The 12,965-nt window shown below is 72.1% G+C and carries 11 protein-coding genes; 4 read left to right on the top strand and 7 right to left on the bottom strand.

What is annotated here, in order from left to right:
* Positions 1-50: 50 nt before the first annotated feature.
* A complete protein-coding gene (locus F1615_RS04005) occupies positions 51-2,294 on the bottom strand; it encodes an ABC transporter family substrate-binding protein (RefSeq protein ID WP_149547460.1) in 2,244 nt (747 codons plus the stop codon).
* Positions 2,295-2,584: 290 nt separating this feature from the next.
* Here F1615_RS04005 and F1615_RS04000 point away from each other — a divergent pair, with 290 nt between their 5' ends.
* The 4 genes from F1615_RS04000 to F1615_RS03985 are packed head-to-tail and all read left to right on the top strand — an operon-like array spanning position 2,585 to position 6,457.
* Complete coding sequence (locus F1615_RS04000) at positions 2,585-2,878, top strand: hypothetical protein (RefSeq protein ID WP_149547459.1); 294 nt, start codon at positions 2,585-2,587, stop codon at positions 2,876-2,878.
* A 47-nt stretch (positions 2,879-2,925) separates the two neighbouring features.
* Positions 2,926-3,762: a hypothetical protein gene (locus F1615_RS03995; protein ID WP_149547458.1), complete on the top strand. Its 837-nt coding sequence runs from the start codon at positions 2,926-2,928 to the stop codon at positions 3,760-3,762.
* Positions 3,762-5,696, top strand: coding sequence for a fumarate reductase/succinate dehydrogenase flavoprotein subunit (locus tag F1615_RS03990; RefSeq protein WP_149547457.1), 1,935 nt, complete (start codon positions 3,762-3,764; stop codon positions 5,694-5,696). The genes F1615_RS03995 and F1615_RS03990 overlap by 1 nt, the downstream gene beginning before the upstream one ends.
* The gene (locus F1615_RS03985; protein ID WP_149547456.1) at positions 5,693-6,457 is read left to right on the top strand and encodes a succinate dehydrogenase/fumarate reductase iron-sulfur subunit; all 765 of its coding nucleotides are present in this window, start codon (positions 5,693-5,695) and stop codon (positions 6,455-6,457) included. The genes F1615_RS03990 and F1615_RS03985 overlap by 4 nt, the downstream gene beginning before the upstream one ends.
* Here the strand turns inward: F1615_RS03985 and F1615_RS03980 are convergent.
* The 6 genes from F1615_RS03980 to F1615_RS03955 form a co-directional block, all read right to left on the bottom strand.
* On the bottom strand, positions 6,444-7,541 hold the full coding sequence (locus F1615_RS03980; protein ID WP_244328635.1) for a glycoside hydrolase family 18 protein: 1,098 nt from the start codon (positions 7,539-7,541) through the stop codon (positions 6,444-6,446). The genes F1615_RS03985 and F1615_RS03980 overlap by 14 nt on opposite strands.
* A 73-nt stretch (positions 7,542-7,614) precedes the next feature.
* A complete protein-coding gene (locus tag F1615_RS03975) occupies positions 7,615-10,254 on the bottom strand; it encodes a SpoIIE family protein phosphatase (protein WP_149547455.1) in 2,640 nt (879 codons plus the stop codon).
* Positions 10,255-10,521: 267 nt separating this feature from the next.
* Positions 10,522-10,929 carry an ATP-binding protein gene (locus tag F1615_RS03970; protein WP_208818241.1) on the bottom strand — a complete coding sequence of 136 codons (408 nt, stop codon included), beginning with the start codon at positions 10,927-10,929 and terminating at the stop codon, positions 10,522-10,524.
* Positions 10,930-11,114: 185 nt separating this feature from the next.
* Complete coding sequence (locus F1615_RS03965) at positions 11,115-11,528, bottom strand: (deoxy)nucleoside triphosphate pyrophosphohydrolase (protein WP_149547453.1); 414 nt, start codon at positions 11,526-11,528, stop codon at positions 11,115-11,117.
* A 23-nt stretch (positions 11,529-11,551) separates the two neighbouring features.
* A complete protein-coding gene (locus tag F1615_RS03960) occupies positions 11,552-11,740 on the bottom strand; it encodes an SPOR domain-containing protein (RefSeq protein ID WP_149547452.1) in 189 nt (62 codons plus the stop codon).
* Positions 11,741-12,127: 387 nt separating this feature from the next.
* Entirely contained in the window at positions 12,128-12,880 is a 753-nt protein-coding gene (locus tag F1615_RS03955; protein WP_149547451.1) for a GntR family transcriptional regulator, read from the bottom strand.
* Between the last annotated feature and the right edge of the window lie 85 nt (positions 12,881-12,965).

Below are 12,965 nucleotides of genomic sequence, written 5' to 3'. Positions count from 1 at the left end.
AAGCGGCCCGCCCCGTCCGGGGTGGGCCGCTTCCGTGTGTGTCCGGGGCGTCAGTCCCCGGACGGCGTCCCGGAGCTCCTGGGGCCCGGTGTGCCCGACGGTCCCTGGGCGGACTTCTTCAGGAACCCCATGTCCTCGTACACCGGTGTGCGGAACCCGAAGGCTCCGGCGTTGGCCAGGTTCCTGCGGGCCGCGGTGAGCTGGGGGCGCTGGTAGAGGGGGATCGAGCCGGCCGCCGCCCAGATGCGGGAGTCGGCCTTGCGGATCAGGGCGTGGCGCTCGGAGTCGTCCAGGGTGCCGATGGCCTGGTCGAAGAGCTGGTCGACCTGGTCGGTGCCGACGCGGGTGTAGTTCTGCTCCACGTTCAGGGAGCCGTCGGCGGCCGGGACCGGCTTGGAGTAGACGGGGCGGGCGTCGGTGGCGGGGAAGGCGGTCGCGGGCCACGAGTAGAGGGCGAGGTCGTATTCGCCGGAGGCGATGTGGTCCTTGAAGTAGCTCTCGTCGTCGACCTTGGAGATGTCCGTGCGGATGCCGATCCGCTCCAGCATCTTCGAGATCCGGCCGGCCACGGTGGCCAGCGTGTCCGAGCCCGGCCCCGAGGGCAGGACGAACCGGAGGGTGAGCGCCTTGCCGTCCTTGGCCACCGGCGCGTTCCCGGCCCGGGCCGGGGCGGCGGTGCCCTCGGGGGCGTAGGCGCCGGGCGCGCTCCCCTGCTGCAGGCGCTGGGCACCGGTGGCGGAGTCGCGCGGGGCCTTGTTGTCGCCGCTGTCCCCGCTCCCGCCGTCCCCGTCGTTGTCGTCGTTCTCGTCGTCCTCACCGACGATGTACGTGCCGTCGTCGCCCTCCGACTCGCTTCCTGAGTCCTCCTCGGAGCCGGCCTCCTCCCCCTCAGCGCCGGCCGCCTCCTCGCCCTCGTCCTTCTTCTTCTCCTCCTTCACCGGGCCGCCCGGCACCCAGCCGGCGTCCGCGAGCAGGGCCCGGGCCTCCTTGGCGTCCTGCTCGCCGAGGGCGCCGCTGCTGTCGGCGTAGGCGGCCTGGCCGGCCAGCGCGAGGTGGCTGCCGACGGGCTCGGCGGGCAGGCCCAGCGGCTTCAGGACGGCCCCGGCGATGTCCTCGCGGTCCAGGGCGCGGGCCACGGCGCGGCGGACCCGCTCGTCGGCGAGGGGGCCGTCGGCGCCGTTGAGGGCGAGCTGGGTGTAGGCGGGCTCGAGTGACTTGCGCACCTCGAAGCCGGTGAGGGCCTTCTGCTGACGGGCGTACTTCGCGGCCTTCTTGCGCAGCTTCCTGCGGGCGGAGAGCTCCTCGTCGGCGGCGTCCTCGTCGGAGCCGTTGGCGACCGCCCAGGAGCGCAGCGCGTCCGCGGCGGAACGGTCGGAGCCGGGGCCCATGAGCGGGCCGCTCTCATTCTGCGGGAGCGCGGCGACGGTGATCCGGCGGGCGGCGGAGGGGTCGATCTCGGCCAGGTCGACGGTGCCGGCGCTGAGCGCGGAGATCCGCTTGTCGCGGGGGACGGCGCGCAGCACGATCTCCGAGAGCTTCGCCGCCTCGCCCCACCAGCGCGTGTTGCGGGTGAGGGTGACCTCGTCCTCCTCGGTGTCGACCTTCTTCACGGTGAAGGGGCCGGCGGTGACCTTCAGTTTCTTGCGCGCCCCGTCGTTGAAGGAGTCGGGCGTGCCCATGACCTCCTTGGGGTAGAGCGGGGTGAACAGCGACCTCCAGTCGGCGTAGGGGCGCCGGAAGGTGACCTTGACCTCGAGGTCGTTCCCGCCCCGCTCGATCTTCTCGATGCGGTCGTAGCCGGCGTTGCGGGCGGTCCAGTAGGCGGTGTCCTTGCCGGACAGGGCGCGCCACTGGGCGGCGAAGTCGGCGGCGCCGATCTCGCGGCCGTCGCTCCAGACGGCCTGCTGGCTGAGCTTGTAGAGGACCACCTGACGGGGCTCGGTGTCGACGATCTCGGCGGACTCCAGGTAGTCGGGGTTGCGGACCGCCCGTCCCCGGCCGTCCATCCGGTACATCGAGGGCAGGACGGCCTGGGCGATCCGGGAGGTGGTGGCGTCGGCGTCCGCCTGGAAGGTGTTCAGGGTGTCCGGGACGGTGTCCACGGCCCAGCGCAGGGTGCCCCCGTCGGCGATCCTGGCCCGGTCGGCGCGCGCGATGTCCGCTCCGGCGAGCGGCTCGCCCGCGGGGTCGTCGTCCGAACCGCATCCGGCCAGCGCGGGCACCGCGAGCATGCCGGCGGTGAGGAGGGCGACCGAGCGCAGAGCCGCGCGCGGACCGACGCCGTCGTGGGACATCTCTGGGTACCTCCGGGAAGCCGCGGGCGTTACGATCACTTTTGGTGGTATTTGGAGCTCATCCGATGTATGCGGCCCACTGAAGAGGAAAGGGTTCGGCAACGCGGGGCGACACGGCGGCCACGGGCGGCAAGCCCACCCGTGCGGCGCAACGCACGGCCCGATGCACCCGTACGCCTCGGCCAATCGATGCACATCCCTTCACAGCGCAAGGTGTGACGCGCAACACTCTCAGGCGCATGAACGTTGCCGCCTTGGGCCAGAGGGACCCGTGGAAGTGAGGGCAAGTCATGTCCGTGCACGACGAACTGGCATCCGTCCAGCGCTGTCTCGACGACCTGATCCGGTCGGTGGGACGCCTGGAGAAGCAGATGGGCAGCGGCGGCCTGGAGATGCGCCGTGTCCGCACCGACACCAATCACCTGCGCGAGAGCGTCGCGCTGCTGCGGGAGACGGCCGCCGCCACCGCGGCCCCGCTGAAGCGCCCCGACCTCGTGACCATCTCCGACACGCCGTACGACCCCTCGCTGTGGGTGGACACGGACGACGAGGGTCTCGGCGCCCGCGACCGGCGCGCCCCCTGACCTCCCGCCGATCGCGGCGCCCCCCTGACCCCTACCGGAGTGGACAAGTGGCCACTGGCACGGAACCCCCTGCCACAGAACCCCATCACCCGAGCGGCGGCGTGAGAACCGGTACGCGCGCCGCGATCGCCGCCCCGCATCTGCGGACCGACCGCTGGTGGCTGGCCCCGGCCGCCACCGCGGCCGGACTGCTCGCCTTCGTCGTCTACTCGACCTGGCGGGCCTTCGCGAACGCCGACTACTACGCGGCGCCGTACGTCTCGCCGTTCTACTCGCCCTGTCTGGCGGAGAACTGCGAGCCGATGAAGGCCGGGCCGAACTGGGAGCTGTTCGGGAGCTGGTGGGGCATCTCACCGGCGATCATCATCCTGATCTTCCCGCTCGGCTTCCGGCTGACCTGCTACTATTACCGCAAGGCCTACTACCGGGGCTTCTGGGCGTCCCCGCCGGCCTGCGCGGTGGCCGAACCGCACGCCAGGTACACCGGGGAGACCCGCTTCCCGCTGATCCTGCAGAACATCCACCGGTACTTCTTCTACGCGGCGATCCTCGTCGCCGGCATCCTCACGTACGACACCGTGCTCGCCTTTCGCGACGAGAACTACCAGTGGGGCCACATGGGCCTCGGCACACTCGTGTTTCTCCTCAACATCGTGCTGATCTGGGCGTACACGATCTCCTGCCACTCCTGCCGCCACATCGTGGGCGGCAAGCTCAAGCATTTCTCCAGGCATCCCGTTCGCTACCGGATGTGGCAGTGGGTGGGCCGGCTGAACGCCCGGCACATGCAGCTCGCCTGGGCGTCGCTGGTGAGCGTGGCGCTCGCCGACTTCTACGTCTACCTGATCGCGTCCGGTGCCTTCGACGATCCGAGGTTGTTCTGATGTCCGTGGTCGACCGGCAGGAGTGGGACGTCGTCGTGGTCGGGGCCGGCGGCGCCGGTCTGCGCGCCGCGATCGAGGCCCGCGAGCGGGGTGCCCGTACGGCCGTGATCTGCAAGTCGCTGTTCGGCAAGGCACACACCGTGATGGCCGAGGGCGGCATCGCGGCGGCGATGGGCAACGTCAACTCCGGGGACGACTGGCAGGTCCACTTCCGCGACACCATGCGCGGCGGCAAGTTCCTCAACCAGTGGCGGATGGCCGAACTGCACGCCCAGGAGGCGCCGCAGCGGGTGTGGGAGCTGGAGACGTGGGGCGCGCTGTTCGACCGGACGAAGGACGGCCGGATCTCGCAGCGCAACTTCGGCGGCCACGAGTACCCGCGCCTGGCGCATGTGGGCGACCGCACGGGTCTTGAGCTGATCCGCACCCTCCAGCAGAAGATCGTCTCGCTCCAGCAGGAGGACTTCCGGGAGACCGGCGACTACGAGTCGCGGCTGAAGGTGTTCCAGGAGTGCACGGTCACCCGGGTGCTGAAGGACGGCGAGCAGGTCAGCGGGGTCTTCGGCTACGAGCGGGAGTCGGGGCGCTTCTTCGTCCTCGAGGCGCCCGCGGTGGTGATCGCGACCGGCGGCATCGGCAAGTCGTTCAAGGTGACGTCGAACTCCTGGGAGTACACGGGCGACGGGCACGCGCTGGCGCTGCTGGCCGGGGCCCCGCTGCTGAACATGGAGTTCGTGCAGTTCCACCCGACCGGGATGGTCTGGCCTCCGTCGGTGAAGGGCATCCTCGTCACCGAGTCGGTGCGCGGGGACGGCGGGGTGCTGCGCAACTCCGAGGGCGAGCGGTTCATGTTCGACTACGTCCCGGACGTCTTCAAGGACAAGTACGCCGAGTCGGAGGAGGAGGGCGACCGCTGGTACGACGACCCGGACCACAACCGGCGCCCGCCCGAGCTGCTCCCCCGCGACGAGGTGGCCCGCGCGATCAACGCCGAGGTGAAGGCGGGCCGCGGCTCCCCGCACGGCGGGGTCTTCCTGGACGTGTCCACGCGGATGCCGGCCGAGGTGATCAAGCGGCGGCTGCCGTCGATGTACCACCAGTTCAAGGAGCTGGCGGACGTCGACATCACGGCGGAGGCGATGGAGGTCGGGCCGACCTGTCACTACGTGATGGGCGGCATCGCCGTCGACTCCGACTCGGCGGCGGCGCGCGGGGTGCCGGGGCTGTTCGCGGCCGGTGAGGTGGCCGGCGGGATGCACGGCTCCAACCGGCTCGGCGGCAACTCGCTGTCCGACCTGCTGGTGTTCGGGCGCCGGGCCGGCCTGCACGCGGCCGAGTACGCGAGCGCCGAGGGGGCCGGGCGGCCCCGCGTGGACGACGTGCAGGTCGACGCGGCCGCCGCGGAGGCCCTGCGCCCGTTCTCCGCGGAGGGCGGGGAACCGGCCGACGGGCCGCCGGAGAACCCGTACACCCTGCACCAGGAACTCCAGCAGACGATGAACGACCTGGTCGGCATCATCCGCCGCGAGCACGAGATGGAGCGGGCCCTGCAGAAGCTCGCCGAGCTGCGGGTACGGGCCCGCCGGGCCGGGGTCGAGGGGCACCGGCAGTTCAACCCGGGCTGGCACCTCGCCCTCGACCTCAGGAACATGCTGCTGGTCAGCGAGTGCGTGGCCCGGGCGGCGCTGGAGCGCACCGAGTCGCGCGGCGGGCACACCCGCGAGGACCACGCCGGAATGGACCGGTCCTGGCGCAACGTCAATCTGCTGTGCGCGCTCACCGACCCCACGGGCGGTCTCGCGGGCACCGACGCGGTGCGCGGCCAGATCGCCCTCACCCGCGAGAGAACCGAACCCATCCGTCCCGACCTGCTCGCCCTCTTCGAGAAGGAGGAGCTGGTCAAGTACCTGGCCGAAGAGGAGCTCTACGAGTGAGCAGCTACGAGGCCCGCTTCAAGGTGTGGCGGGGGGACGTGCGGGGCGGCGGCCTGGAGGACTTCGCGGTCGAGGTGAACGACGGCGAGGTGGTCCTCGACATCATCCACCGCCTCCAGGCCACCCAGACCCCCGACCTCGCCGTGCGCTGGAACTGCAAGGCCGGCAAGTGCGGTTCGTGCTCGGCGGAGATCAACGGTCGGCCCCGGCTGCTGTGCATGACCCGGATGTCGGTGTTCGGGCGGGACGAGACGATCACCGTGACCCCGCTGCGGGCCTTCCCGGTGATCCGGGACCTGGTGACGGACGTCGGCTTCAACTACGCCAAGGCCCGGCAGGTCCCGTCCTTCGTGGCGCCGGAGGGGGTCGGTCCGGGCGAGTACCGGATGATGCAGGAGGACGTGGACCGGTCGCAGGAGTTCCGCAAGTGCATCGAGTGCTTCCTGTGCCAGGACACCTGCCATGTGGTCCGTGACCACGAGGAGAACAAGCCGGCGTTCGCCGGGCCGCGGTTCCTGATGCGGGTCGCGGAACTCGACATGCACCCGCTGGACGCGGCCGAGGAGACCGGCCTGGACCGCAAGGGCACGGCGCAGGACGAACACGGCCTCGGCTACTGCAACATCACCAAGTGCTGCACGGAGGTCTGCCCCGAGGGCATCAGGATCACGGACAACGCGCTGATCCCGCTGAAGGAACGGGCGGTGGACCGCAAGTACGACCCGCTGGTGTGGCTGGGCTCGAAGATCAGGAGGCGTTAGGGCGCAGCCAGCCGTCGCGGTACTCCCGCCAGTTGGTCTCCGTCGCCGCGAAGTCGATGTACGGGGCGACACCGAAGAGCTCCCGGTCGGCGTCCGTGCGGGAGAGGCCGAGGCGGGCGCCGCGGACGGCGGCGGCGACGGTCTCGGCGTGACCCCAGTGGCTGAAGTTGCTCTCGTGGTAGAAGGGCAGGCCCATCAGCAGGTGTGTGGTGGGCGGGGTGACCTCCAGGGCGAGGGACGTCTGCAGGGCGACGTAGCCGCCGTAGGTGCCCTCCAGGGGCTGCGCGGTGTCGTACGACATCACGGCGATCTGGTCGACGCGCCGGGCGACCTGGCCGAAGAACTCCTGCGACCACCACTTGGGGTGTTCGGCGAAGAGGCCCGCGACGGAGTGGAGCGCCGGGAGCGGGTCGATCTGGTGCGCCGCCACGGACAGGTGGGCGCCCTCGGCACGGGTGAGGGCGCGCAGGTCGTCCAGGAGGGTGAGGTAGTCCTTGTCACCGGAGTGCAGGGGCTCCAGGTCGAGGTGGACGCCGTCGTAGCCGGTGTCCAGGACCTGACCGGCGCTGCGGACGACCTCGGCGCGGGTGGCGGCGCGGTCCAGGTGCAGGCCGTCGGGGCCCCCGTTGGCGAGGACGTCGCCGAGGAAGGCCTGGACACGGACGCCGGGCAGCTCGCGGTGCACCGCGTCGATCAGCCAGCGGGCCTTAGGATAGGCGGACTTCGGCAGGGTGCCGTCATGCTCCAGCGGTCCGGAGTGGACGTAGAGGTCGCGGATGCCGGTGTCCTTCAGGCGGCGGGCGAGCGCGGTCGCGTCGGCGTCCTTCTTGCGCCCGTCGACCCAGGCGTGCCCGAGCCAGAGGGCGTCCCTGTCACGCGTGTACGTCCCCTCCGCCGGATCCCCCATGTAGTTCACGCGCAGGGCGGTCCCGGCGGCGAGAAGGGGGACGATCAGGAGAAGCGCGACCACGAGGGCGGCGCGCCGGGCCCGGCGGACCCAGGGGCTGCGTCGCTTCCCCTCGGGCGCGGGTCCGGTGCTCCTCTCCTCGCCGGCTTCCTGTTCCCCCGGCTCCGTGCCCTCCATGCCGCGTTCCCCTCGCCGTCGTTGTTGCCGGGGAGGACGAGGGGAACAGGTGTTCCGGTTGCGCACACGGCGCTCAGAACAGGCTCAGCAGCGCCTCCGCCGGATCGGTGAGACCGGTGTCGGTGCCGGGCAGGGGCAGTTCGAACCAGACCGTCTTGCCCCGGTGCGTACGGCGTGAGCCCCAGGCCGCGCTGAGCAGGCCGACGAGCTGGAGGCCGCGGCCGCCCTCGTCGGTGTCGCGGGCGCGCCGGCGGCGGGGCTGGACCAGGCCGGAGTCCCAGACCTCGCAGACCAGGGTGCGGTCGAGGAGGAGCCGGAGTCTGATCTCTCCCTCGCCGTAGCGCAGGGCGTTGGTGACCAGTTCGCTGACCAGGAGTTCCGTGGTGTCGACCAGCGGCTCCATGTCCCAGCTGAGCAGTTGCGCCCGGGCGTACTCGCGGGCCCGGCCCACGCTGCGGGGCTCGCGGGGCAGGGTCCAGTCGCCGACGGAGTCGGCGGGCAGGCCCTGGACGCGGGCCATCAGCAGGGCGATGTCGTCCTCGCCGTGGTGGGTGTCGAGGGTGTTGAGGACGTGGTCGCAGACGTCCTCCAGGGGGGCGGAGGGATCCGTCAGGGTGCCCACGAAGGCCTGGAGGCCCTCGTCGAGGGGGTGGTCGCGGCTTTCGACCAGGCCGTCCGTGTAGAGCGCGAGCAGGGCGCCCTCGGGCAGTTCGACCTCCACCTCCTCGAACGGCTCCCCGCCGACGCCGAGCGGCATGCCGGGCGGCACGTCCAGCATCAGGGCGGGCTCGCCGGGTTCGACCAGGACGGGCGGCAGGTGGCCCGCGTTGGCGAAGGTGCAGCGCCGGGTCACCGAGTCGTAGACGGCGTACACGCAGGTCGCCAGGTAGACCTCGGAGAGGTCCGCCTCGCGGGGACGGCGGGCGGCTCTGGTGGCCTGCTGGACGCCTCCCGCGAAGGCCTGGGAGGGGCCTCCGGGAGCACCGAGGCCCCGGGCGATCTCGTCCAACTGGGAGAGCACCTCGGCGGGTTCCAGGTCGAGCTGGGCCAGGGTGCGGACGGCGGTGCGCAGTTCACCCATCGCCACGGCCGCGCGCAGCCCGCGCCCCATGACGTCCCCGACGACCAGCGCGGTGCGGTGGCCCGGCAGTTCGATCACGTCGAACCAGTCGCCGCCGACCTCGCTGGGCCGGCCGGTGGCCGCGTTGCCGGGCAGGTAACGGCAGGCGATGTCGAGGCCGGAGGCCTCCGGGTCGCCGGGCGGGAGCAGGGACCGCTGCAGTATCAGCGCCCGTTCGTGCTCACGCCGGTACAGACGGGCGTTGTCGATGCAGACGGCGGCCCGCGCGGCCAGTTCGACCGCGAGCTCACGGTCGCGGTCGCCGAACGGCTCGCTGCCCTTGGTGCGGGCGAACTGGGCGAGGCCCACCACGGTGTCGTGGGCGACCATCGGCACGGCGAGCGTGGACTGCACCAGGCCGCCGTCGTCGCCCGGCACCTTCTGCGGGCGGGCGGTGCGCAGGGCGTCCGCGCAGGCCGAGTTGAACGGGTAGTGGTGGACGGCTCCCAGCTTGACGGGCTCCCCGGTGCCGCTGAACGGCGCGCCGGAGACCGCGCTGGCGAAGGCGACCCTGCGCACCTCCGCGCTGCCGTCGGCGAGCCCCGGAGGGTTCTCGTCACCGGCCAGCAGCCCCTGGTACAGGTCGACGGTGGCCAGGTCGCAGAAGCCGGGGACGACGACGTCGAGGAGTTCGCGGGCGGTGGTCTCCAGGTCGAGGGAGTTGCCGATCCGGGCGCCCGCCTCGTTGAGGAGGGCGAGATTGCGCCGCGCGGCGGCGGCCTCCCGGGCGGCGGCACGGCGGGCGGTGATGTCGGTTCCGAGCCAGGCGATGCCGATGGGCCGCCCGCTGCCGCTGTGCACGCGGTAGAGGTTGACGGACCAGTGGCGGCGCTCGTCCGACCCCGGAACGAAGCCCGTGACGTGCATGTCCGTGATGGAGTCGCCGGACTCCAGCACCCGGCGCAGGGTCGCCGCGACACGCTCGGCCTCCCCGCGCGGCAGATAGTCGTACACGCCCTTGCCGCGGTGGTCGTCGGGGGTGCCGCCGAAGATGGACGCGAACCGCTGGTTGGCGCGGCGTACCCGCAGGTCGGGATCGATCAGCAGGAAGCCGAAGGGAGATTGGCCGAATATGGCCTGCGAGGCGGCGAGGTCGGTCTCGATGCGGCGCAGGGTGCGGACGTCCACGACGATGCAGACGGCGGCCTTCTCCCCCTCCTCCGTCCGCGTCGGCATGACGTAGACCTCGGCGAGGCCCTCCCGGTCGCGCTCGTCCGCCTCCATCGTGGCGGGCAGCCGGAAGGGCACGACCCCGGTCCACTCCCGGCCGTCCAGGATCTCGGCCATCTTGCGCTGGCCCCGCTCCCGCCGGACGGGCTCGATGAACGCCTCGATGGGGTCCATGCCGACGGCGTGGTCCGCGGGGATGCCGAAGATCTGCTCGGCGCGCAGACTCCACTGGTCGACCAGCCCGTCCGGGCCGATGGAGAAGGAGGCGACCTTGATGTAGTCGTACATGGAGCCGGGCGGACTGCTCTGCCACATCGCGTCACCGGACGGGGCGTCGCCGAGGACGAGGCCGTCGGCGGCCTCTCCTCTCGCGCCGCCCGACGGGTCCTCGGACTCCGTGGCCTTCGCTGGTATCTCGCTCACGCGAACCGTCCCCTCCAGCTCACCGCGTCCGGCACCGGTCACCGGGGGCGGCTGCCCGCAGTATCCAGCACTACGGCGCCGCACAACACGGTGTTCACGATCACAGCACGGTCCCGATGCTTTTCGGTCCGCGCCGTGAGAACACTTCCAGTCTTCTAACCAGCGGACACGTCGTCGAACCCCCCTCTTCGACAACCTCCGCCGGGCGGCGCCGGTCACTCGACGGAAGGGCGGGGCGCGTACACCGGTGAACGCCCGTGCGAGACCTCACCGGGGCACCGTGAGTTCGAACCACACGGTCTTTCCGGCCGCCCCGGGGCGGGTGCCCCAGCGGCGGGAGGCGGAGGCCAGCAGCTGCAGTCCGCGCCCGCCCTCGTCCTCCGGCCGCGCGGCGCGTTCGCGCGGGGGGTCGGGGAGCGGGTCGGAGACCTCCACCAGGAGGACTTCGGCGAGGTCGCAGGGGCGAACCAGGCGGACGCCGATGGGGCCGGTGGCGTGCCGCAGGGCGTTCGTGACCAGCTCGCTGACCAGCAGGGCCGCGAGGTCGCCGACGCTGTCGAGGCCCCAGAGCCGCAGCTGGTCGCGGACGGCGGAGCGGGCCGCGCGCACGGCTCCCGGGTCCGCGGAGAACGTCCACGCGGCCCAGTCGCCGTCGGTGTCGGTCACGCGGATCACTTCCCCGCCGCGGGAGTGAGGAAGCCCGGGGAGGACATCCCTCCCTATCCGGCTTCATGCGGTCAAAAGGCCCATACCCGATATCCCGCACCGAGTACCCCGTTCGGCGGCGCATCGTGGCACGAGCGGCGCGGGAAGGCGCCCCACGCTCCGTCATCCCCGCGTCCACGCGCCGCAGTAGCGCTTCACACGCCCTGCCGGGGGCCGAGGTGGGCGAGGGTGTCCCGGACGGCCGGCACGTCGTGCTCGAGCCAGTCGACGTCCCAGATCCGGTCGGGCGTCAGCCAGCGCAGCTCGTCGTGGTCCTCCAGGGGCCGGGGTGCGGCGGATCCGGGGCGCAGGCGCGCGGTCCACACCTGCATCACGTACGGGGTGCGCAGCGGCCACTCGCCCGGGACGCGCTCGCCCGCCTCGGCGTCGACGCCGAGTTCCTCGCGCAACTCCCGTACGACCGCCGCGTCCGGGGTCTCGCCCGGTTCCACCTTGCCGCCGGGCAGCTCCCAGCGCCCGGCCAGTTCGGCGGGCGCGCTCCTGCGGGCGGCGAGCAGCCGCCCTTCGTGCCAGAGGGCCGCACCGACCACCACGATCCGCTCGCTCATGCGCCGGAGCCTACGACAGCGGGTCAGCCGGGCGACGTTCCGTCCCGGGTGATCCGCTCGACCCAGTAGAGCTGTTTGTGTCCGGGCCCGTCGAGGCTGTCCGCGATCCTCTCCGCCTCGGCGCGGGTCGCGTACCTGCCCACCCGGTAGCGATTTCCGTTGTCGTCCTGACGCACGACGAGCCAGGGCAGAGTCACCGTGCCGTCGTTCATCGCTCCCCTCCACTTCCCGCCCGCGGCCTGTGCCGCGCTCCGCCCGGTAAGGAAACCCCAGTCCGCATATGCCCGAGCCTACGCCTTACCTTCACTGAGCGAATACGCCTTTTCACAAAGAGGCACGCAACCAGCCAGTACGCAGGGGGCGCACGGTGGTCAGTGCGCCGTGCGCGAGGGCCGACGCATCCGGTCAGCGGCATACCGCGCGGCGCGCCCCGCTCCGGGGGCGACCTGCGAGAACGGCCAGATTGCTACGGCGGCGGGACGGCGCCGGCCCGCGCGGCACGCCGGAGCGGACCCGGGGGCGGGGGGCGCGGAAAGGAGCGCGAGGGGGCGATGGGGCGGGAGCGGGACGGCCCGGGGGTCCGCCCGGCCGGGACCGCGCTACTTCACCGGGAGGTGGTAGGCGGCCCGGTAGCGGTCGGCGGGGATGACCACGTCCGCCGTCTCGACCGGGCGCCCCGAGGCGAAGTAGGTCCGCTGGATGACCAGGACGACGTGACCGGGGACGCCGCCCAGCAGGACCAGCTCCTCGGCGAGGCCGGGGCGGGCGCCGACCTCCTCGGTGACGTTGTCCACGATCACGTCGATGGCGCGCATGCGCTCGACGACGCCCATGCCGCCGAGCGGGCCCTCCTCGGGGAGCATCACGGGGGTCCGGCCGGTGAGGGCGAGCGGCTCCCAGGAGGTGGAGAGCATCATCGGCTCACCGGCCTCCCGGAAGAGGTACTTGGTGCGCATCACGCGGTCACCGGGCTCGATGCCGAGCCGGCCGGCGACGGCGGCGCCGGCGTCGGTCTGCTCGCTGCTGGACTCCCAGGTGCCGCGGACGCCCACGTCGGCCTGCTCCTGGCGGAAGGGCGTGGCCCCGCGCTCCGGACGGAAGCCGGAGCGGGCCACCCGCCGGGGCACCGGCCGCTCGCGCACGTACGTCCCCGACCCGGAGCGGCCCTCGACGAGCCCCTCCGCCATGAGCACCTTGCGCGCCTCCAGGGCGACCGTGTCCGAGACGCCGTACTCCTCGCGGATCCTCGCCTGCGAGGGGAGGCGGGTGTGCGGTGGCAGCCGGCCGTCGACGATCTTCTTGCGGAGATCACCCGCGACGCGCAGGTACGCCGGCTGCTCACCGAATGTCACGGGCCACTCCCATCAGGTTGTACAGACAGCAACAGCGTGGCAACCGTAGGTTGTACCAGGCAAGCGAAGGCCAGAGAATCACTCG

The organism is Streptomyces marokkonensis (assembly GCF_008312835.1).
Lineage (GTDB): Bacteria > Actinomycetota > Actinomycetes > Streptomycetales > Streptomycetaceae > Streptomyces > Streptomyces marokkonensis_A.
This window is presented reverse-complemented; position numbering and strand designations above follow the sequence as displayed.

What these genes read in the sequence shown, in the direction of transcription:
- F1615_RS04000 (WP_149547459.1), top strand. Translation starts at nt 2,585, where the DNA reads ATGTCCGTGCACGACGAACTGGCATCCGTCCAGCGCTGTCTCGACGAC.
- F1615_RS03980 (WP_244328635.1), bottom strand. Translation starts at nt 7,541, where the DNA reads ATGGAGGGCACGGAGCCGGGGGAACAGGAAGCCGGCGAGGAGAGGAGC.
- F1615_RS04005 (WP_149547460.1), bottom strand. Translation starts at nt 2,294, where the DNA reads ATGTCCCACGACGGCGTCGGTCCGCGCGCGGCTCTGCGCTCGGTCGCC.
- F1615_RS03960 (WP_149547452.1), bottom strand. Translation starts at nt 11,740, where the DNA reads ATGAACGACGGCACGGTGACTCTGCCCTGGCTCGTCGTGCGTCAGGAC.
- F1615_RS03990 (WP_149547457.1), top strand. Translation starts at nt 3,762, where the DNA reads ATGTCCGTGGTCGACCGGCAGGAGTGGGACGTCGTCGTGGTCGGGGCC.
- F1615_RS03965 (WP_149547453.1), bottom strand. Translation starts at nt 11,528, where the DNA reads ATGAGCGAGCGGATCGTGGTGGTCGGTGCGGCCCTCTGGCACGAAGGG.